This is a genomic window from Polynucleobacter necessarius (genome assembly GCF_900095175.1).
Classification (GTDB): Bacteria; Pseudomonadota; Gammaproteobacteria; order Burkholderiales; family Burkholderiaceae; genus Polynucleobacter; species Polynucleobacter necessarius_I.
Genome location: NZ_LT606946.1, coordinates 1,869,307 through 1,891,089 on the forward strand (window position 1 = coordinate 1,869,307; position 21,783 = coordinate 1,891,089).

Genomic DNA, 21,783 nt, shown 5'->3' on the forward strand with positions numbered 1-21,783 from the left:
CATCATGCGTCACGGAAACGGCTTACGCAAACTAAACAGAACATCATCACATCGCTTGGCGATGCTGCGCAATATGTCCAATTCACTCTTGGAACACGAAGTCATTAAAACGACTTTGCCAAAAGCTAAAGAATTGCGCATGGTTGTTGAACCTTTGATTACCTTGGGTAAAAAAGATAACTTAGCAAACCGTCGCTTAGCATTCAATCGCACACGCGATCGCGATATCGTGACCAAACTCTTCACAGAGCTCGGCCCACGCTACGCAACTCGTCCAGGTGGCTATCTTCGTATTTTGAAGTTTGGCTTCCGTCATGGTGACAATGCACCTATGGCTTTGGTTGAGTTAGTTGATCGCCCTGAAGTTGAAGAAACAGCAGTAGCTGAAGAGGCTTAAGCCCTTTAGCGAGATTAAAAGCCAGGCTTCGGTCTGGCTTTTTTCATTTGTACGGTTATAAATACAAGATGACCCTAGATAAACCTACTGAATTGCTGATTGTTGTCACCACTTTTGCATCGCTAGAGGATGCAAAGAAAATGGCGCACCTGTTGATTGAAGGTTGTCTAGCTGCTTGCGTACAAATTCAGGAGGGTGTGCATTCCATATATCGATGGGAGGGCAAGATTTGCGAAGCAAGTGAAGTTCTATTGTCAGCAAAAACAGTTGCAGATAAGTGGGTCGATATTTCTAATTTCATCAAAAGTCATCATCCTTATGATTTGCCAGAGGTGATTGCCTATGTCCCTGAGAAATACGAAGCAGAATATGGCAAGTGGGTAGAGTCCAAGGTAAAGTGACATTCATGAGATTGATTAGTAAATTCATTCCGGCGTTAGCTGCATTCCTATTCTTTGTGGGCAATGCATTTGCAGCCCCAGAATTTCTTCCTCCTGAGAAAGCATTTCAAGCTGAGGCAACGTGGGCAGTCAATACGAATGACATTGAGTTGGAAATTTTTCCAGCCAAGGGTTATTACATCTATCAAGAATCCCTGCATTTCAAGATGGGCTCCGAGGCCAATAAATTAGGGCTTGTAAAGGCAACGCTGCCTGCTGGTATTGAAAAGTATGACGAGACTTTTCAAAAGAAAATGCAGGTTTATAAGCAGGCATTTCTTCTGACATTGGACAAAAAAGCAGAAATAGGGAAGCCGCTTTACCTAGAGCTCGAATTACAGGGGTGTGCTGAAGCGGGTATTTGTTATCCACCCATGACGCTCAAATTTTTGCTTGCAGGCCCTGGTGTAAAGGCTGGACCGATACCGGAGGTACTGGATGGGGCAAGTAATTCCTCCAAAAAAGAATTTAGCTTGATGGGTGTATGGCGCGAGCGAGATGACGTCAATGCCATTAGCCAATTCTTAGAAAGTACGCCAACAGGCTATTTATTTTTGGCTTTCTTCATCCTGGGGCTGGCTTTGGCGTTTACCCCATGTGTGCTTCCAATGCTACCAATCCTGTCGAGTGTGGTGTTTGGAACGCAGGGAAAGAAAGCCATCAGCAAGGGGCGGGCAAGCCTCTTGGCTGGGGCTTATGTGCTTGGTATGGCCTGTGTATACGCTTTGGCTGGAGTATTGATGGCAGCGCTGGGCGGTAGCGTACAAAGAGCCCTGCAGAGCCCTATAGCGCTGATTGGGTTTGCATTGCTACTGTTAGCACTGTCAGGTAGCTTATTTGGCCTATATGAGCTCAGAATGCCCCAATCTTGGCAGGAAAAAGTCGACCAATTAGCAGGACGCCATAAAGGCGGGAGCTTTTTTGGTGCCTTTGCTTTGGGTGGAATTTCGACATTAGTTGCCAGTCCTTGCATTACTGCCCCTTTGGCTGGAGTGCTTGCTTTCATTGCCCAAACAGGATCGATGAGTTTGGGGGCCGGGTTACTGTTTGTGATGGCTTTGGGTATGGGCTTGCCACTCTTCTTTATTGCTATTGAGGCACGCATTCTCATTCCTTCAACTGGTATTTGGATGGTTTGGTTGCAAAGAACGCTCGGCGTTTTATTGGTGGCAACTGCAGTCTGGATTGCTTCACCTTTGTTACAAAGTAGCAACGAAGCGGGTGGCAAGATGATGGCTAATGGCCAACGCCAACACCAAATTGGAAATGCGAGTTTTGATGTAATTCAATCTAGTGTCCAGTTAGATCAATTCTTGGCCCAAGCAAAAGAGCAGAAGAAATTAGTGCTTCTAGATTTTTATGCGGACTGGTGCATCTCCTGCAAAGAGATGGAGGTCAATACCTTTGCTAATTCTGAAGTGAATCAAGAGCTGCAGAAATTTGTTTTACTACAAGCTGATCTGACAAAGAACAGTCCTGAGAATCAGGAATTACTAAAGCGTTTTGGATTATTCGGACCGCCTGGAATTTTGATCTTTGATCTCAACTCAGTAGAGTTAAAAGATCAGCGTGTAATTGGCTATATGCCGCCACAACGTTTTGCTGAGCGTTTGAAAAAAGTACTGGCCAATTAAATTAATTGAAACTGAATAAGTTTTTACTTATTCAGTCTTCATCATCAAGTTTATTTACTTGCTTTGAGAAAACGCGCAGCCTCGAGTGCGAAGTAAGTCAAGATGCCATCTGCGCCAGCACGTTTAAATGCGAGCAAGGACTCCATCATTACGGCATCATGATCAAGCCAACCATTTTGCGCAGCGGCTTTGAGCATGGCGTACTCGCCGCTTACTTGATAGGCGTAAGTGGGGTAATTAAATTCATCACGAACTCTACGTACGATATCTAGGTAAGGCATGCCAGGCTTGACCATCACCATATCAGCGCCTTCGTTGATATCGAGTGCAACCTCCCGCAAAGCCTCATTAGTGTTGGCGCAATCCATTTGATAGGTTTTTTTATCGGCTTTACCTAAATTTTTTGCTGAACCTACTGCATCACGAAATGGGCCATAAAAAGCCGAAGCATATTTTGCTGAGTAAGTCATGATGCGGGTGTGAATGAGTTTATTTTGCTCTAGTGCTTCACGAATTTTTCCGATGCGACCATCCATCATGTCTGAGGGAGCAACGATATCGACACCAGCTTGGGCTTGAGTAATCGCTTGTTGTACCAAGATTGCCGTAGTCTCATCATTCAGAATGCGACCTTGCTCATCTAAGACGCCATCTTGACCATGACTTGTGTAAGGGTCAAGTGCGACATCAGTCATGATTCCCAAATTAGGAAAGCGTTTCTTGAGTTCACGCACTGCAGTCGGAATTAAACCATTGGGATTAAAAGCTTCTTTGCCATCAGGTGTTTTTAGAGATGCATCAATTACTGGAAAGAGAGCCATCACAGGAATGCCCAATGAAACGCATTCTTCGGCAACGCTATAAAGTAAATCGAGAGATACGCGATTAACTCCCGGCATGGAGCTAACGGCTTGAGACTGATTGCTACCCTCAAGCAAGAAGACGGGATAAATCAAATCACTTGCCTGGAGATGGTTCTCTTGCATCAGGCGGCGGGACCAATCATCACGTCGCATACGGCGAGGGCGATGATTTGGAAAGTTCAATAAAGAGTTAGCTTGTGATTTCATCTTCTTGAGTCTCTGCTTCAAATAACCATTTAATAACTGTATTGTCGGCCTCTTCAAGGCCAATTCGCTTGGTGCTTGAGAATAATTGTGCCGTAAGTTGTTTGGATTCACCATTGCCATCAGGCAGCGCTGGATCATATTGCTGCAACTGTTTGCGCACGGCCTCTAAGGCATGCTTGCATTCACTTTTATTGAGCTTGTCGCATTTACTAAGCAAAATATGGATTGGTTTGCCAGCTGGGACAAACCATTGAATCATTTGTTCGTCCAGATCGGTGATTCCGCGTCTGGAGTCCACGATGAGAATCATCCCGACCAGTTGCTCCCGCTCCTGCAAATAATCGCTTAGAAGGCTATTCCAGTGGTATTTGGTCTCGTGATTAACGGCTGCATAGCCGTATCCCGGTAAATCCACCAAATAGGCTAATAGGTCGTCCTTAGCAAAAAGGCCAAAATAGTTAATGTGCTGCGTACGTCCCGGCGTTTTACTGGCAAAAGCAAGCCGTTTTTGGTTGCAAAGTACATTAATTGCACTCGATTTACCCGCATTTGAGCGCCCAGCAAAGGCCACCTCCCGGAGTGGAGTGGCAGGCAGGCAATGGATGTCATTGACTGTGGTCGCGAATCGGGCTTGAAAGAGTTTAGACATGTCCAGAAGCTATTGTAAAATCACGCAAAATCATGAAATATCTCATGGTGTTGGGTAAAGGTTGTAAAAGTAGGGCCCAAACACTTTTAGGAATTTTTGCCAAGGTAAACATAATGCGTCAAACCTCTCAAATCTCCAAATTAACTAGCGTCAGCGCTAGCCTAGCCGCTGGCTTAGTTCTGGCAATGACCAGCTTCTCCGGCGTAGTTAGTGCTGCAGATGCTGCCACTGCGGCCGCCCCAATGGCCGAAGCTGCTGCTAAGCCGGTAGTTCCAGGTAAGCCAAAAGTCGATCCAGCAGCTGGCGAAGCGCTTTACTCTAACGGCGATGCTAGCCGTGGGGTGACAGCCTGCTTGACTTGCCATGGCCCTAAAGGTCAGAGTGCAACAGCAACTTGGCCTAAATTGTCTGCTCAGCATGCTGCCTACACTACCAAGCAGTTAAAGAACTTTAAGGATGGCACACGTGCCAATCCAGTCATGATGGGAATGGCTGCCACCTTGACTGAGCAAGATATGAACAATATTTCTGCTTATTTGGCTAAACAGCCAGTGTCACAGGGTGTTGCTCAAAATAAAGACACAATTGAATTGGGCCAAAGCATCTATCGTGGTGGTATCGCCGCTAAGGGTGTTCCAGCATGTGCAGCATGCCATAGCCCAACTGGCGCCGGTATTCCTGCGCAGTATCCACGTATGGGTGGCCAATGGGCTGAGTACAACGCAGCTCAGTTGTTAGCGTTCCGCGAAGGTACTCGCAAGAATAGTTCGCAGATGACTACGATTGCTACTAAGCTTTCTGATCAAGAAATGAAGGCTGTTGCTGATTACATGGCGGGCTTGCATTAATTGCCCATTCAGTAAAAACAAAACCCCGCGATTGCAGCGGGGTTTTTTATTGCCTAGAAATTTACCAGGCTCAATGAATTATTAATGAAATTTAGTTTGGCAAAGTAATTTCACTAGCAAAAAGATCGGCAACATTTTCACGCACACGAATAAGGTATGCATTTTTTCCATCAACCATAATTTCTGCAGGCTTAGGTCTGGTGTTGTAATTTGATGCCATGACAAATCCATATGCGCCTGCTGACAGAATAGCCAATAGATCACCTTCTTCAACGGCAAGTTCACAATCTCTTCCAAGCCAGTCACCAGATTCACATACAGGTCCAACGATGTCATAGGTGGAGCTTGCAACTTGTTTAGTTTGCACTGGAACAATGCCGTGATAAGCCTCGTAGAGAGCAGGGCGCATTAACTCTGTCATTGCTGCGTCCACAATACAAAAGTTTTTCTCGGCCCCGGGCTTGAGGTATTCCACTTGAGTTAAGAGCACGCCAGCATTGCCCACCAAGGATCTGCCAGGTTCTAAGACTACATCTAGATGCGCAAAGCCACGTTCAGCAACACGGTTAAGTAGGGTGTTGGTGAACTCGGTAATGTCAGGTGGGTTGTCTTCCCCATACGAAATACCAAGGCCTCCACCTAAATCAAGATGATGAATCTCAATACCTTCTTTTTTCAATTGGGCCACTAACTCGAGAACCTTATCAAGCGCATCAAGGTAGGGTGCGGTTGTGGTGATTTGTGAGCCAATATGACAATCAATGCCAACCACATCAATTTGTGAAAGCAGTGCAGCTTCACGATAGGTTTTTAAAACCTCGTGATAGGCAATACCAAATTTATTTCCTTTTAATCCAGTAGAAATATAAGGATGGGTTTGAGCATCCACATCGGGATTCACGCGTAAAGAAATTGGGGCACGGCAATTCAGCTTAGTGGCAACACGATTAATTTGGTGGAGCTCCGCAATCGATTCCACATTGATGCATTTAACGCCTGCTTGCAAGGCTTGGGCGATTTCATTTGCAGATTTGCCAACACCTGCAAATACCAAACTCTTTGGATCTGCACCCACTGCAAGGGCGCGAGCTAACTCACCGCCACTAACTAGGTCAAATCCAGAGCCTAATTTTTTAAAGCAATCTATTACTGCAAGATTGCTATTAGCTTTCATTGCATAGTGGACGCGGGCACGTCTTTTGCCAGAGGAATCTACACACGCTTTGTCATAGGCTTGATACGCTTCGGTTAAAGCCTTCTTGCTATAGATATACAAGGGTGTGCCAAACTCTTTTGCCAAATCTGACAAAGGAATTTCTTCCGCATACCAAGTGCCATTTCGTTCTGTAAATCCAGCTAAGTTGGGGAGTGGAATCGCTTTACTTGTCATTGCTTGGTCGATATTGGGTTGGTAGCAGCAGGGCTTTGGGGTGGATAGAGCTTGCCTTTGGGTTCTGGCTCGGAAGGAGGGCTAGGCGTCGGTGGCACATTTGGCAAATATAAAGGCCCTCTTACCCCACACCCAACAAGGGATATTAGAAGGCTAATGCCCAGAGTTCTTTTAAGAATCGCTATCATGAATGTCTCTAAAACGAATGATTGAATATAGCATGCAGGACTCTAATATGAAGCCAAGCGATTTAACGGTTGAAACCATTGATGACAAGCAATTCCATCAGCTGGGTAGTAATTTATTGCAGTCAATAGAAGTGGCTTTGGAGGCTGCAGACGATGCGTTGGATTTAGACCTTGATGTAGAGCGTCAGGGTGGCAACGTCATCAATATTCGATTTAGGAATCGCAGTGTCATTGTGGTCAATACCCAACCTCCTTTGCACGAGATCTGGGTGGCGGCTAAATCTGGTGGTTATCACTATCGCTGGGCTGGTACTTTGGCTTCACCGCAGTGGTTGGATACCAAAACTGGGCGCGAGCTATTGAGTGACTTATCAGAGTTTGCTAGCGCTCAAGCTGGGCAGGCGATCACTATTGGCCTACTCCAAAAATAAGCAGCAATATCCCAGGAAATTAAACTGCCCCAGTTGCTGTGAGTGTCTCGATGACCTGAGCATCGGGAACGCTTTTAATTTGAGCTTTGCCAATCTTTTCTAAAACAACGTACCGAATCTGACCGCCCTCAGTCTTTTTATCTACTTGCATCAATTCCATATAACGCTGAGCACCAAACTTGGGCGGCGCAATCGGTAGGTTCATAGATTGAATAATGCGAGTGAGACGATTGACCTCCTCTTGAGTGATGAAGTTCAGGCGACGTGAGAGGTCTGCTCCCATGACCATGCCACAGCCAACGGCCTCACCATGCAACCACTCGCCGTAACCCATACCGGCCTCAATCGCATGACCAAAGGTGTGTCCAAAATTGAGAGTAGCGCGAATACCGCCTTCCCTTTCATCCGCTGAAACAACCGCTGATTTAATTTCACAAGAGCGTAACACTGCATGCACCATTGCATTGGTATCGCATGCCAATAAAGCTTTTACATTTGCTTCAATCCAGCTTAAGAACTCCGCATCCGCAATAGCGCCATGCTTGACCACTTCAGCGAGGCCCGCAGAGAGCTCGCGTGCAGGTAATGTCTTCAATGTATTGAGGTCGGCAATGACTGCTGCAGGCTGATGAAACGCCCCAATCATATTTTTCCCAAGCGGATGGTTAATGCCTGTCTTCCCGCCAACAGAGGAGTCCACCTGAGCTAGTAAGGTTGTTGGCACTTGAATGAAGCGGATACCGCGCATAAAGCTAGCAGCAGCAAAGCCAGTCATATCGCCAATGACGCCACCACCTAAAGCAACCAACATGGTTTGACGATCAGCGCCAAACTTGAGGAGGTCATCAAAAATTAACTGAAGATTTTTCCAGTCCTTATAAGACTCTCCATTTGGTAAGACAATGGTTCTGACCGGCTTGCCGAATTTCTCTAAAGTCTTGGTGAGGCGCTCTGCATATAAAGGGGCAACAGTCGTATTGCTAACGATATAAATCGATGTCGATTTTTCACAGGCGCCAAATAATTCTGGCTGACCTATTAAATCTGTACCGATATGAATAGGGTAGCTACGATTGCCTAGATCAACTTCTAATATTTTCATGAATAAATTTATGCGGAGAGTTCAAGTTGCATGATAAGAGTGTTGACCAGTTGATTGACGCTGGGCTTCCCAGTTTCAATGACATAGTCAGCGATTTCGCGATACAAAGGATCACGAAAGGCGTATAGGTTTTCTAAAATCTTTTTTGCATCACCATTTTTTAGTAGCGGCCTACCTTCGCCACCTTTAGTCCGATGCCATAACTCCATCGGATTGGCGTGCAGATAAATTACTGTTCCTCTTTCGCTGAGGAATTGACGATTCTCAGGCAGGAGTACGGCGCCACCACCGGTTGCCAAGATGACATCATGTTCGGCTGTAATGTCTTTGATGGCCTGAGCCTCGCGTTTGCGAAACCCATCTTCACCTTCCATTTCAAAAATGACGGGAATTTTGACTCCACAACGATCTTCAATCACATGGTCAGCATCTAAAAAGCGGCGACCCAATTTCTTGGCTAGCAATTTGCCGACGGTCGACTTCCCGGCGCCCATAAGGCCAATTAGGAAGATGTTGTTTGATGAAGAGTTCACCCTTCGATTTTATTAGTGTTTGTCCAGCACAGTGGGGGTTAAGAAGACTAATAGTTCAGTTTTATCTGCCAATTTGGATTTGTGGCGAAATAAATACCCAATCAAAGGAATACCCCCTAAAAGTGGAACCTTGATCTCATCATCACGTTCGGTAGTTTGAAAAATGCCTCCAATGATGGCTGTGCCCCCATTTTCAACGGTGACTTCAGGGCTGAGTTTTTAGTATCAATGGCATAGCCCTGCTCGGTTTTCATGCCAATAGTGTCTTTATTAATGCCTACCAGCATGGAGATTTTTCCGTCCGGATGAATTTTCGGCAAGACCTCTAGGCGTAAGTTAGCCTTACGAAACTGCAATTTGCTGCCGCTTTGAGAGCTGACTTGGTAAGGTAGTTCGGTTCCCTGCTCAATTGTGGCTTTAACTTGATCAGCAGTCATGATGCGTGGGTTAGACGGAATCTTGCCTTGACCATCGGATTCCAGGGCTGAGAGCTCCATTTGTAGAAGGCGGGCTGCATTCTTAGAAACCAGGGTGGCGCCAAGGTAGCTGGATTAAAGCCAGCTAAGCCAGTCCCTCCTAGATCGAGATTGGCGTTGGCGTTTTGGTCTGCGTGGTTGCCGATGCCATTGGCTTGATATCCCAGCTTAATACCTAGTTCATGGGCAAAGCGCTGGTCAGCTTCGACAATGCGCGCCTCTATCAGAATCTGGCGAGGGCTATTGATGTGATCACCCCCAAAAGGCAGGGCAGCATCCTCCCGCCGAAACTTTTGGAAACTCTGAATTTCTGCATGAGGGCCAATCCAGTAAATATCGCCATTTCGGACAAGTCGAAGGCCCCGGCTAGCAAGAATCGAATGTAGGGCGGTTTGCCAGGAAGCGTCCTTAAGGTCGACTGAGATCTTGCCCTGAATGGATTCGCTGAGAAGGAAGTTGGTATCCCCCATTTTGGCTAAAACCTGCAAAAGCTCAGTCATTTCAATTTGGCTAAATTGCAGGCTAATGCGACTCTCTTTGCGGCTGCCCGAGGAGTTTGCTTCAGGGTAGTTTCCGAGGGCTGGATTGAAGCAAAAAGCCAGAATGAGGAGGAGAAAGTGGGCGGGGGTATTTAGTAAGATTTTCAATGGAGTCACTCTGATTGGGTTGACTTAAAAGTGATGGATTTCCCTTTTGGGTGAGTCAAAACAGCTAGCTCTTTTTCAGCTTGAGTTAGGCGCCATTTCCCTAGTGCCTGATCCCCCTTGACCACCATTTTTGTGGAATTGCCGGTATGGAAAAAGACTTGTTCCGTAGCCCCCATGCGGGTGATGCCCAAATATCGCCAACGACGAAGATCCGCCTCATACGGGATTACTGAGGTTTTACTTTGAGTGCTCTGAGTTGGTGGTTTTATCTCAATTGAGTGAACACTTACTTCTATTTCTTCTATTGCCTGATATAGATCCTCTTTCTCAGATGCCCATTCAGTTTGTGAGAATTCAAATTCTCTTTGAGTGCTAATAGTTAGTTTTGTAGGGCGCTTATTTCGAGTTCATCCCCAGATTTATTGTTGTCAAAATATAAAAAGAGGCCTCCTCCACAGAGCAATAGGATGCCGCCAAATAGCCAAAGTGAGTTGAAAGTAAGGTTCCTCACTTCAAAAGATTTGGCTGAAAATGCGGGCTTCGGAACTTTGGCTTGGGGTGTCGGATCAACCCTGGAGGGAGAGGCTAATTTGCGAATTCCATGAGGGTCTGGAATAGCAGGGTCGTCTCCCAGTTCACTCAGAATGTCGTCAAAAGATTGGGGGGAGATGTGGCGTGGAGGCATGCCATATTGTTCGCTCCGGGGATATTAAAAACGATCAGGGGAAGCGGAATTACTTGTCAGAAAATCCTCCTCACAATATTTCAAACAAGGGTTTTGGAGCTTTCGGAAAAAATGCTTAAGCACCCTATAATTTGACTCTATGGCTCTAACCCCAAAAGACAAGCCGCCCTTAAATAGGCGGTTTAACCGACAGCCTGATAGACGTCCTGGTCAGCCAAGAGCGGAGCATCTCTCGCACAGAAAATCTGGGAGCAATCCCCTGATTAAGGCGCTGCTAATTATCAGCATGGTCTTTGCGGTGGTGGTCACATTGCTTCTGGGATACACCTTCTTAATTGCGAAGCCGAATTTGCCAAAGATCTCGGCATTGGTCGACTACAACCCCAAAACGCCATTACGTATCTATACGGCTGACAAAGTCTTAATAGGTGAGTTTGGAGAAGAGCGCCGAAAGGTAATTCCTTTGAGCGAAATCCCGATGACCATGCGTAATGCAGTTTTGGCCATTGAGGATGATCGCTTCTATTCTCATGGTGGCGTAGATTATGTAGGTATCTTAAGGGCTGCCCTCACCAATTTACGCGGCAATCTTTCTCAGGGTGCATCCACCATCACGATGCAGGTTGCTCGAAATTTCTTTCTTAGCAATGAAAAGACCTTTAGTCGTAAGATTTACGAGGTTCTCCTCTCTTGGGAAATTGAGTCTCAATTAAGCAAAGACAAGATTCTGGAGATTTATATGAATCAGATCTTTTTGGGGCAAAGAGCTTATGGATTTTCTAGCGCAGCTCAGATTTATTTTGGCAAAGAATTAAAAGACATCACGATTGCTGAATCTGCGATGTTGGCAGGTTTGCCCAAAGCACCATCAGCATATAACCCGGTAAGCAATTTCCGTCGCGCAAAAATTCGTCAGGAATACATTTTGCAGCGTATGCGGGATTTGTCATACATAACTCCCGAGCAATATCAGGTTGCCATGGCAGAAGAGTTGCATATTCGGGGTCTTGGGAATGAATTTAGCACTCGCGCCGATTTTGCTTCAGAGATGGTGCGTCAATTGCTGTTTACGCAATACGGCGAGGCAATTTATTCCCAAGGAATAGATGTATACACCACGATCCTGAAAGCAGATCAAGATGCTGCATACAGAGCAGTGCGCCGTGGTATTTTTGAATATGATTTGCGCCATGCTTATCGTGGGCCTGAAGGTTTTATTGATTTGCCGGAAGATCCAGTGAAGCGTCAGCGTGCAATTGATGAGGCTTTGTTGGCATATCCCCAGTTAGATGATTTGCAGTCTGGTGTAGTGCTCGGTGTCAAGCCAAAAGAACTGCAGGTCATGATTGCTACTGGGGATATGATCACCTTAAAGGGTGAGAGCATGAAGCTTGCTACCGCTTCACTAACTGATAGCGCTCAACCAAAAAAACGTTTACGCCCTGGCGCCATTATTAGATTGCTATCTGAAGGTGGTATTTGGAAGTTGGCGCAATTACCCCAGGTTGAAGCCGCCTTTATTTCTATGAATGCTGAAACGGGTGCGATTCTCTCATTGGTAGGGGGGTTTGATTTCCGTCGTAACCAATTTAATCATGTGACTCAGGCCCAACGCCAGCCAGGCTCCTCATTTAAGCCATTTATTTATGCTGCCGCAATCGAGAAAGGTTTTTCTCCAGGCACCATGGTGAACGATGGGCCACTATCAATTGGTAGCATGGAAACAGGTAGCCAAGCATGGGAGCCGAAAAACTATGATGGCAAGTACGAAGGCATGATGCGTTTACGCACTGCTTTGGCTAAATCAAAAAACTTGGTTTCTGTGCGCTTAATTCGTGCCATCGGCCCCTCTTATACACAAGAATATATTCAGCGCTTTGGGTTTGAGGCAGAGAAGCATCCGCCCTACCTAACAATGGCGTTGGGCGCTGGCTCCGTGACACCTTTGCAAATGGCATCTGCCTATAGTGTGTTTGCTAACGGTGGCTATCGTGTAGACCCATGCTTGATTAGTAAGATGACAGATTCAAAGGGCACAGTTTTGTTTGAAGCGAAACCTACTCATGCACACGAGGATGCAACTCGTGTATTGGATGCGCGTACAGCCTTTGTCATGGATAGCATGCTGCAAGAGGTCACAAAAACAGGAACAGCTGGAAGTGCAAGAGCGAAATTAGGTCGCAGTGATATTGCCGGTAAAACTGGTACAACTAATGAGTCCCACGATGCTTGGTTTGCTGGATATAACCCGAAGGTGGTTGCCATTGCTTGGATTGGTTTTGATAAGCCTGCAAGCCTGGGCGACCGTGAAACTGGTGGCGGTCTTGCTCTGCCTATGTGGATCTCTTATATGAGTACCGCATTAAAGGATCAGCCGCTACAGGGGCGCGAAGTACCGGCAGGCGTGACTCAAGTTGATGGTGATTGGTTTATCCCTGAGTTCTCTAATAATGGTGGTGTGGGCGAACTGCAGTAGTTCGTTTTAGCGATGGCAAGGCAAGCACGCACCATCATTCCTGGCCAAGCAATGCATGTCATGGTTCGCGGCAATAATCGGGAAACACTTTTTTTTAATGATGCTGATCGCCGTATCTATTTAGATTGGCTACGAGATGCGGCAAAACAATTTGGTAGTGCGGTGCATGCATTCGCTTTAATGCCAAATCATGTGCATCTCCTGATGACTCCCCAGAACCCGGATTCACTTGCAAAGACAATGCAATCTCTGGGTAGGCGTTATGCCCAGTACTTCAATCAACAGCATCACCGTTCTGGAACAATTTGGGAGGGGCGCTATCGTTCTTCGTTGATAGATCCTGATTATTTTCTGCGCTGCCAACGCTATATTGAGCTCAATCCTGTCAGAGCTGGTTTTGAATCTAGCCCTCAAGATTCAACCTGGACTAGCTTTGCATCCCACATGGTGGGAATGCGGAACCTTGGTTGGTTGATCACCAACACTTTTGGAAATTGGGTAATACCCCTTTTGAGCGACAAATGACTTGGGCAGAATTTGTGAAGGAAGGGGCGCCTCACTGGGAAGATCGCCAAATCACGGAGGCCTTAGTGAGATCCAAGCCCTGGGTAAGTGATATTTATGCCAAAAAGTTATTTAAAGATAATCCTGATCAAGTATTAATCCGTCATCGTGGACGCCCAAAGAAATTAATATCAATAAATTCAATGGCTTAAGGAATTCTTAAGGACTTTGGCATTTTATTATTTCGCTATAAAGTTCTGACTCTGTCTCTTTTATATAAATGAATGTTGCTTGTTGCCTAATTTAAATGGGACGGATTCATTTTATTTCTATTGCATCAGCATGGGTATTCCCCTACATTTGATCCTCCAAAAGTAATCAGGCCCCCTGGGCAAACGGAAATACCATGACTACACAAATGAACACAGACCTTCGTCCAATTGCACAGGGTCTTTACGATCCACAAAATGAGCATGATGCTTGCGGCGTAGGATTCGTCGCACACATCAAGGGCAAGAAGTCACATGAGATCGTTGCTCAAGGATTGAAAATTCTTGAGAACTTAGACCACCGGGGCGCTGTTGGTGCGGACCCACTGATGGGTGATGGTGCTGGAATTTTGATTCAGGTTCCTGATACTTTGTATCGCGAAGAAATGGCTAAGCAAGGTATTGAATTGCCACCGTTCGGTGAGTACGGCGTCGGCATGATTTTCTTGCCTAAGGAGCATGCTTCTCGTTTAGCTTGTGAACAAGAATTAGAGCGCACTGTAAGGTTGGAAGGTCAGGCCGTATTGGGTTGGAGAGATGTGCCTATCGATGTGAAATTGCCAATGTCTCCAACCGTACAAATGACAGAGCCATTTATCCGTCAAATTTTTATTGGACGTGGCCGCGACATCATGACAACCGATGCTCTTGAGCGTAAATTGTATGTCATTCGTAAAACTGCAAGTCATGCAATTCAAGATTTACATTTAAAGCATGGCAAAGAATATTTTGTTGCATCGATGTCTGCTCGCACTATTGTTTATAAGGGTTTGCTATTAGCCAATCAAGTAGGCGTGTACTACAAAGATTTGCAAGATCCACGTACTGTATCTGCATTAGCTTTAGTGCATCAGCGTTTCTCTACAAATACTTTCCCAGCTTGGGAGTTGGCTCACCCTTACCGCATGATTGCGCACAATGGTGAGATCAACACTGTTAAAGGCAACGTCAATTGGGTGAATGCACGCGAAGGTGCTATCAGCTCCCCAGTATTAGGCGATGATCTTAAAAAATTATGGCCGCTCATTTATCCAGGCCAATCTGACACGGCTTGTTTCGATAACTGCTTAGAGTTATTGGTGATGTCAGGCTATCCTTTGGCTCAAGCCATGATGATGATGATTCCAGAAGCATGGGAACAGCATTCATTGATGGATGAAAATCGCCGTGCCTTCTATGAGTACCACGCAGCAATGATGGAGCCATGGGATGGTCCAGCAGCAATGGCATTTACCGATGGCCGTCAAATTGGCGCGACCTTAGACCGCAATGGTTTACGTCCAGCGCGTTATTACGTGACTGATGATGATTTAGTAATCATGGGTTCTGAGGCTGGCGTATTGCCAATTCCAGAAAGCAAGATTGTTCAAAAATGGCGCTTGCAACCAGGCAAGATGTTCATGATTGATATGGAGCAGGGCCGCATTATTGACGACGTTGAATTGAAAGACGCCGTCTCAAAAGCGAAGCCATATAAGAGTTGGATCGATGCGGTGCGTGTGAAGCTCGATGAAGTTGACGCAAGCAAGGTTGACTTGGTGGATGAAAAGACCACTATTCGCCCAGCTGCAAAATTATTAGATCGCCAGCAAGCTTTTGGTTATACCCAAGAAGACATCAAGTACCTCATGGCGCCAATGGCTATGAATGGCGAAGAGGCAATTGGTTCAATGGGTAACGATAGCCCATTAGCTGTGCTCTCTAATAAGAACAAGCCACTCTATAACTACTTCAAGCAATTGTTTGCGCAGGTGACCAATCCTCCGATTGACTCCATCCGCGAAAACATGGTGATGTCTTTAGTGTCTTTCATCGGACCTAAACCGAATTTGTTGGACACCAACAATATCAACCCACCAATGCGCTTGGAAGTAAGTCAGCCGATTTTAGATTTTGACGATATGACCAAGATTCGTCATATAGGCCATTACACCAATGGCAAGTTCCGTTCATATGAGCTGGATATTTGCTACCCAGCTTCTTGGGGCAAAGCAGGTATCGAGGCTCGCTTAGCCTCTTTGTGTGCAGAAGCGGCTGATGCGGGTCGCTCTGGTTACAACATCTTGATCGTGAGCGATCGTCAGGTTGATGAACAGCGTGTGGCAATTCCTGCATTGCTGGCAACTTCAGCGATTCATCAGCACTTAGTTGAAAAAGGTTTACGCACTAGCGTTGGCCTCGTTGTTGAGACTGGTAGCGCGCGTGAGACGCATCACTTCGCACTCTTGGCTGGCTATGGCGCTGAAGCAGTTCATCCGTACTTAGCAATGGAAACTTTGGCTGAAATGGCTAAAGGGTTGCCTGGCGATCTGTCAGCAGAAAAAGCCGTAAAGAATTTTGTCAAAGCAGTTGGTAAGGGCTTGCAAAAGGTGATGTCCAAAATGGGTATCTCTACTTACATGTCTTACACCGGCTCACAGATTTTTGAAGCGATCGGTTTAAATAAAGACGTTATTGATCATTATTTCAAAGGCACTCCATCTAATGTGGGTGGTATTGGTGTATTCGAAGTGGCTGAAGAAGCATTGCGTATGCATCAGTCTGCATTTGGTAATGACCCAGTGCTAACCAATATGCTGGAAGCTGGTGGTGAGTATGCTTTCCGCATTCGTGGTGAGAACCACATGTGGACTCCAGACACGATTGCGAAGTTGCAGCACTCCACTCGTATTGGTATCGACAAGGGCTATCAAACCTATAAAGAGTACGCCAACATCATCAATGACCAAACTAAGCGTCAGATGACATTGCGTGGATTGTTTGAGTTCAAGATTGATCCAGCAAAAGCGATTCCATTGGATGAAGTCGAGTCCGCAAAAGAAATCGTCAAGCGTTTTGCAACGGGCGCGATGTCTTTAGGCTCCATCTCTACTGAAGCGCATGCTACTTTGGCTATTGCCATGAATCGTATTGGCGGCAAGTCCAATACTGGTGAGGGTGGTGAAGATCCAAACCGTTATGTGAATGAGCTCAAAGGCATTCCTATTAAGAAGGGTGAAACCCTAGCCAGCATTCTGGGCGATGATGTGGTTGAGGCAAACATTCCTTTGCTCGATGGTGATTCATTGCGTTCCAGAATCAAGCAGGTTGCCTCAGGCCGTTTTGGTGTTACTACTGAATATTTGCGTTCTGCTGATCAGATTCAGATCAAGATGGCCCAAGGCGCTAAGCCCGGTGAAGGTGGCCAATTGCCGGGTGGAAAAGTTTCCGATTACATCGGTAAGCTGCGTTTCTCTGTGCCGGGAGTAGGCTTGATTTCTCCTCCTCCGCACCACGATATTTACTCTATTGAAGATATTGCCCAGTTGATTCACGATCTGAAGAACGTGAACCCAGCTGCTGACGTATCTGTGAAGTTAGTTTCTGAGGTGGGTGTTGGCACGATTGCTGCCGGTGTTGCTAAGGCGAAAGCAGATCATGTCGTGATCGCTGGACATGACGGCGGTACAGGTGCATCTCCACTATCTTCTATTAAGCATGCTGGTTCACCATGGGAATTAGGTTTGGCTGAAACTCAACAAACTTTAGTGCTCAATGGTTTGCGTAGCCGTATTCGCGTGCAAGCTGACGGTCAAATGAAAACGGGTCGTGACGTCGTGATCGGTGCTTTATTGGGCGCGGACGAGTTTGGTTTTGCAACAGCGCCATTGGTTGTTGAGGGTTGCATCATGATGCGCAAGTGTCATTTGAATACCTGTCCAGTTGGTGTTGCTACTCAAGATCCTGAGTTGCGTAAAAAGTTCTCTGGTAAACCAGAGCATGTTGTGAATTTCTTCTTCTTCATTGCAGAGGAAGTGCGCGAGATCATGGCTCAACTCGGTATTCGTAAGTTTGATGATTTGATTGGTCGCGTTGATTTCTTGGATACCCGTAAAGGTATTGAGAACTGGAAAGTCCATGGCTTGGATTTCAGTAAGATTTTTGCTGAGCCGAATGTTGCTCAAGATGTGCCTCGCTACCAGGTCCTGACACAAGAGCATGGTTTGGGCAGTGCGCTCGACAATGTTCTGATCGAGAAGAGTGAGTCTGCGTTACAACGTGGCGAAAAAGTTTCCTTCATTGTTCCAGTGAAGAACGTGAACCGTACTGTTGGCGCAATGCTCTCCGGAGAAATTGCTCAACGTTATGGCCATGCTGGCTTGCCTGATGACACCATTCATATCCAATTGAACGGCACTGCTGGTCAAAGTTTTGCCGCCTTCTTGGCGCGCGGCATTACGTTGGACTTAGTTGGTGACGGCAATGACTATGTCGGAAAAGGTTTATCTGGTGGACGTGTGATTGTGCGTGCCCCACATGAGTTCCGTGGCGACACAGCAAAGAACATCATTGTTAGTAACGCTGTTCTTTATGGCGCCATCGGCGGTGAAGCATTCTTCAACGGTGTGGCTGGCGAGCGTTTTGCAGTTCGTAACTCTGGTGCAACAACGGTAGTTGAAGGCACGGGCGATCACGGATGCGAGTACATGACTGGCGGTACTGTTGTGGTGTTGGGCGCAACCGGTCGTAACTTTGCTGCAGGTATGAGCGGTGGCATTGCTTATGTATACGACGAAGATGGACTCTTTGAGAAGCGTTGCAATACCAGCATGGCAACTTTGGAAAAAGTATTGCCGTCAGCTGAGCAGATTGCCAAGATGCCTCAGCCACAGTGGCATGCCCCTGTTGACGTGAAGGATGGTGGTGAGCGTATGACTGATGAGCAAATTCTGAAAGGCTTGATCGAGCGTCATTTCCGCCATACCGGTTCAGAGCGTGCAAAAGCGCTCTTGGCTGATTGGGAAAATGCCCGCGGTCGTTTTGTGAAAGTGCTGCCTACTGAGTACAAACGTGCTCTAGGTGAGTTGTGGGAAAAAGCGCAAAACAAAACTGTTGCAGCTTAATCAATATAGACATTAAGAAAAGATACTAAGGATTCGATATGGGTAAGGTCACTGGATTTATGGAGTTTGAGCGCGTAGAGGAAACCTACGAAGCTCCCGTTAAACGCCTCCATCACTACAAAGAGTTCGTTGTGGCATTAACGGATGAAGAAGCCAAAGTACAGGGCGCACGCTGTATGGATTGTGGCATTCCCTTTTGCAATAACGGTTGCCCTGTAAACAACATCATCCCCGATTTCAATGACTTGGTATTTCATAGTGATTGGAAGAATGCATTAGATGTTTTGCAATCAACTAATAACTTTCCTGAATTCACGGGCCGCATCTGCCCAGCACCTTGCGAAGCCGCATGCACCCTAGGAATCAATAGTGACGCGGTTGGTATTAAGTCAATCGAGCACGCCATTATTGATAAAGGTTGGGAGAATGGTTGGGTTAAACCGCAACCATCCAAGACTAAGACCGGCAAGAAGGTTGCCGTTGTTGGCGGCGGCCCTGCTGGTATGGCGACTGCGCAGCAATTAGCACGTGTAGGTCATGACGTTACCGTATTTGAAAAGAATGATCGTGTTGGCGGATTGTTACGCTACGGCATTCCTGATTTCAAGATGGAAAAATGGCTGATCGACCGTCGCATTGAGCAGATACAAGCCGAAGGCGTGAAGTTTGAAACGGGCGTATTTGTGGGTAAAGAGGCGATTGGCGCTGAAGTTAAAAACTATTCTACAAAAACCGTTTCACCTGATCAGTTGATGAAAGATTTTGACGCTGTTGTGATTAGCGGCGGATCTGAGCAGCCACGTGACTTGCCAGTCCCCGGTCGCGAGTTGAAGGGTGTTCATTACGCTTTGGAATTCTTGATTCCTCAGAACAAAGAAAACGCAGGCGATTTCAAAAACGAAATTTCTGCAGCTGGTAAGCATGTCGTTGTAATTGGTGGTGGTGATACCGGATCTGATTGCGTGGGCACCTCCAATCGTCATGGTGCTGCCAAGATTACTCAATTTGAATTATTGCCACAGCCACCAGAAACTGAAAACAAGCCTTTGGTATGGCCTTACTGGCCAACGAAGTTGCGCACCTCTTCATCACATGAAGAAGGTTGTGAGCGTGATTGGTCAGTTGCAACTAAGCGCTTTGAAGGTAAAGACGGCAAATTAGAGAAACTAATTTGTGTGCGTTTGGAGTGGAAAGACGGCAAGATGACAGAAATGCCAAACTCTGAATTTGAGATTAAGGCAGATTTAGTGTTCTTAGCGATGGGCTTTGTATCACCTGCCGCTCAGGTTCTGAATGCATTTGGTGTTGAAAAAGATGCTCGCGGCAATGCCAAGGCTACTGTTGATGGCAAAAACGCTTATCAAACCAATGTTCCAAAGGTCTTTGCTGCTGGCGATATGCGCCGTGGACAATCTTTGGTTGTTTGGGCGATTCGTGAAGGTCGCCAAGCTGCTCAAGCAGTAGACGAGTATTTAATGGGGTCTTCTGTTCTCCCGCGATAATATCGAGGATATGAACAGTAGCCACTCCAACTCGGTGGAAGTGAAGCAAAAAACCTCTAGCGGTGGCCATGGCGAAGTTGTAGTTCAAATTAAGGACGTCAACTTTTCCTATGCTCCTGGTGAGCGGCAAATTTTATCGGGACTCAATATGGAGTTCCGCCGTGGCCAAGTTGTTGCGGTGATGGGTGGCTCCGGTTGTGGCAAGACCACAATTCTGAGACTGATTGGTGGACAATTCACAGCATAGTCTGGCCAAGTTCTTTTTGAAGATCATGACATTGGCAAAATGAACGGCGCCGAGTTAATGGCTGCCCGTCGTCGTATGGGAATGCTTTTTCAGTTTGGTGCACTATTTACGGATCTGAGTGTTTTTGAAAATGTCGCTTTTCCTTTGCGTGAACATACCGATTTAAGTGAAGAGTTATTGTGTTCACTAGTGCTCATGAAGCTGAATACAGTTAGCTTACGCGGCGCACGCGATTTAATGCCTTCACAAATTTCCGGTGGCATGGCGCGCCGTGTTGCTCTTGCAAGAGCGATTGCGCTTGATTCCCCTTTGATTATGTATGACGAACCCTTTGCTGACTTGGATCCAATTTCATTAGGAATTACTGCACGCCTGATCCGCAACTTAAATCAAGCTCTGGGTGCAACTAGCCTATTGGTCACACATGATGTTGAAGAAACGTTTGAAATTGCCGATTACGTTTATTTCATTGCCAATGGTCGCATTGGTGCAGAAGGTACGCCAGAAGAATTGAGTCGCTCAAGCGATCCGTTTGTACGCCAATTCCTAGTGCCTCACCGGATGGCCCCGTGCCATTTCATTATCCAGGACAAAGCCCTGCAGAAGATTTTGGGGTGAGTCTGAAATGAGCATTCTTCATAAGGCCTTAGATCTTCTCGGTGACCTCGGTTTTTTTGTTCGTCGTAATTTAACGAGCCTTGGTCTTGCTGCAGTGATTTGGCGTTCCGGATTTTTATTAAAAAGACCTCGCTTAATTTCTGATCAGATTTTGTTTGTTGGAAATCACTCATTTGTGATCATTGCGGTATCTGGTTTATTCGTTGGCTTCGTCTTGGGTCTGCAGGGTTATTACACGCTCAATCGTTATGGCTCTGAACAAGCTCTCGGTTTATTGGTTGCGCTATCACTCACTCGTGAATTAGGTCCCGTGATTACTGCTCTATTGTTTGCCGGTCGTGCCGGCACATCTCTCACTGCAGAGATTGGATTGATGAAAGCTGGCGAACAGCTCAGCGCAATGGAAATGATGGCGGTAGATCCATTGAGTCGTGTGATTGCATCGCGCTTATGGGCGGGTATTATTGCAATGCCGATTTTGGCGACGATCTTTACGGCTGTTGGTGTGATGGGCGGCTACTTTGTTGGAGTCCCATTAATTGGTGTGGACTCTGGCGCCTTCTGGTCTCAGATGCAGGGTGGGGTGGGTCTCTTCTCTGATATTGGTAATGGCCTGATTAAGAGTCTGGTGTTTGGTGTGGCGGTGACCTTTATAGCCGCTGTATCAGGGCTATGAGGCAAAACCTACACCTGAGGGCGTATCGCAAGCTACCACTAGAACGGTGGTGATTTCCTCCTTATCGGTTTTAGCATTGGACTTTTTGCTAACTGCAATGATGTTCTCGAATTAGAAA

Annotated in this window: 18 protein-coding genes and 2 pseudogenes; 11 read left to right on the top strand and 9 right to left on the bottom strand. The window is 46.3% G+C overall.

Annotated features, from left to right (window positions below; all coding sequences use genetic code 11):
• Window positions 1-4 precede the first annotated feature (4 nt).
• From rplQ to dsbD, 3 genes are all read left to right on the top strand, one after another.
• A complete protein-coding gene (gene rplQ / locus DXE44_RS09830) occupies window positions 5-397 on the top strand; it encodes a 50S ribosomal protein L17 (protein ID WP_015420256.1) in 393 nt (130 codons plus the stop codon).
• A 68-nt stretch (window positions 398-465) separates the two neighbouring features.
• Complete coding sequence (gene cutA, locus DXE44_RS09835) at window positions 466-798, top strand: divalent-cation tolerance protein CutA (RefSeq protein WP_114654244.1); 333 nt, start codon at window positions 466-468, stop codon at window positions 796-798.
• 5 nt (window positions 799-803) lie between these two features.
• On the top strand, window positions 804-2,471 hold the full coding sequence (gene dsbD, locus DXE44_RS09840) for a protein-disulfide reductase DsbD (protein WP_114654245.1): 1,668 nt from the start codon (window positions 804-806) through the stop codon (window positions 2,469-2,471).
• A gap of 50 nt (window positions 2,472-2,521) precedes the next feature.
• Here the strand turns inward: dsbD and hemB are convergent, their stop codons facing one another.
• Together hemB and yihA are read right to left on the bottom strand one after the other, a co-directional pair.
• Window positions 2,522-3,541, bottom strand: a complete 1,020-nt coding sequence (gene hemB, locus DXE44_RS09845) for a porphobilinogen synthase (RefSeq protein ID WP_114654246.1) — start codon at window positions 3,539-3,541, stop codon at window positions 2,522-2,524.
• Complete coding sequence (gene yihA / locus DXE44_RS09850; RefSeq protein WP_114654247.1) at window positions 3,525-4,190, bottom strand: ribosome biogenesis GTP-binding protein YihA/YsxC; 666 nt, start codon at window positions 4,188-4,190, stop codon at window positions 3,525-3,527. Before yihA ends, hemB begins: the two co-directional genes overlap by 17 nt.
• A gap of 185 nt (window positions 4,191-4,375) precedes the next feature.
• Here yihA and DXE44_RS09855 point away from each other — a divergent pair, with 185 nt between their 5' ends.
• On the top strand, window positions 4,376-5,038 hold the full coding sequence (locus tag DXE44_RS09855) for a c-type cytochrome (protein WP_231970685.1): 663 nt from the start codon (window positions 4,376-4,378) through the stop codon (window positions 5,036-5,038).
• A 91-nt stretch (window positions 5,039-5,129) separates the two neighbouring features.
• Here DXE44_RS09855 and lysA read toward each other — a convergent pair whose 3' ends face one another.
• The gene (gene lysA / locus DXE44_RS09860; protein WP_114654248.1) at window positions 5,130-6,428 is read right to left on the bottom strand and encodes a diaminopimelate decarboxylase; all 1,299 of its coding nucleotides are present in this window, start codon (window positions 6,426-6,428) and stop codon (window positions 5,130-5,132) included.
• Window positions 6,425-6,616, bottom strand: coding sequence for an LPS translocon maturation chaperone LptM (lptM, locus tag DXE44_RS11470; protein WP_162785916.1), 192 nt, complete (start codon window positions 6,614-6,616; stop codon window positions 6,425-6,427). Before lptM ends, lysA begins: the two co-directional genes overlap by 4 nt.
• Window positions 6,617-6,663: 47 nt before the next feature.
• On the opposite strand from lptM, the gene cyaY reads away from it, so the two are divergent.
• Window positions 6,664-7,047, top strand: coding sequence for an iron donor protein CyaY (gene cyaY, locus DXE44_RS09865; protein WP_114654435.1), 384 nt, complete (start codon window positions 6,664-6,666; stop codon window positions 7,045-7,047).
• Window positions 7,048-7,066: 19 nt separating this feature from the next.
• Here cyaY and aroB read toward each other — a convergent pair whose 3' ends face one another.
• From aroB to DXE44_RS10435, 5 genes are read right to left on the bottom strand one after another with little or no spacing between them, the layout of a single operon-like run.
• Window positions 7,067-8,149, bottom strand: coding sequence for a 3-dehydroquinate synthase (gene aroB, locus DXE44_RS09870; RefSeq protein WP_114654249.1), 1,083 nt, complete (start codon window positions 8,147-8,149; stop codon window positions 7,067-7,069).
• Window positions 8,150-8,157: 8 nt separating this feature from the next.
• Entirely contained in the window at window positions 8,158-8,682 is a 525-nt protein-coding gene (locus DXE44_RS09875) for a shikimate kinase (RefSeq protein ID WP_114654250.1), read from the bottom strand.
• Window positions 8,683-8,694: 12 nt separating this feature from the next.
• Complete coding sequence (locus DXE44_RS11475; RefSeq protein ID WP_197712939.1) at window positions 8,695-8,859, bottom strand: hypothetical protein; 165 nt, start codon at window positions 8,857-8,859, stop codon at window positions 8,695-8,697.
• Window positions 8,799-9,119, bottom strand: a complete 321-nt coding sequence (locus DXE44_RS10430; RefSeq protein ID WP_231970650.1) for a hypothetical protein — start codon at window positions 9,117-9,119, stop codon at window positions 8,799-8,801. The genes DXE44_RS11475 and DXE44_RS10430 overlap by 61 nt, the downstream gene beginning before the upstream one ends.
• Window positions 9,116-9,805, bottom strand: coding sequence for a secretin and TonB N-terminal domain-containing protein (locus DXE44_RS10435; protein WP_197712883.1), 690 nt, complete (start codon window positions 9,803-9,805; stop codon window positions 9,116-9,118). Before DXE44_RS10435 ends, DXE44_RS10430 begins: the two co-directional genes overlap by 4 nt.
• A gap of 971 nt (window positions 9,806-10,776) precedes the next feature.
• Between DXE44_RS10435 and DXE44_RS09890 the strand changes: the two genes are divergently transcribed.
• The 6 genes and pseudogenes from DXE44_RS09890 (at window position 10,777) to mlaE (ending at window position 21,780) form a co-directional block, all read left to right on the top strand.
• Window positions 10,777-12,966: a penicillin-binding protein 1A gene (locus DXE44_RS09890; protein ID WP_231970651.1), complete on the top strand. Its 2,190-nt coding sequence runs from the start codon at window positions 10,777-10,779 to the stop codon at window positions 12,964-12,966.
• 12 nt (window positions 12,967-12,978) lie between these two features.
• Complete coding sequence (locus tag DXE44_RS09895) at window positions 12,979-13,491, top strand: transposase (RefSeq protein WP_197712884.1); 513 nt, start codon at window positions 12,979-12,981, stop codon at window positions 13,489-13,491.
• Between the two features lie 385 nt (window positions 13,492-13,876).
• A complete protein-coding gene (locus DXE44_RS09900; RefSeq protein ID WP_114654253.1) occupies window positions 13,877-18,622 on the top strand; it encodes a glutamate synthase-related protein in 4,746 nt (1,581 codons plus the stop codon).
• Between the two features lie 38 nt (window positions 18,623-18,660).
• The gene (locus DXE44_RS09905) at window positions 18,661-20,124 is read left to right on the top strand and encodes a glutamate synthase subunit beta (protein WP_114654254.1); all 1,464 of its coding nucleotides are present in this window, start codon (window positions 18,661-18,663) and stop codon (window positions 20,122-20,124) included.
• A 148-nt stretch (window positions 20,125-20,272) separates the two neighbouring features.
• Window positions 20,273-21,000 (top strand): annotated as a pseudogene (locus DXE44_RS09910) (ABC transporter ATP-binding protein).
• Window positions 20,997-21,780: pseudogene (gene mlaE, locus DXE44_RS09915) on the top strand (lipid asymmetry maintenance ABC transporter permease subunit MlaE). Before DXE44_RS09910 ends, mlaE begins: the two co-directional pseudogenes overlap by 4 nt.
• The last annotated feature ends 3 nt before the right edge of the window (window positions 21,781-21,783 follow it).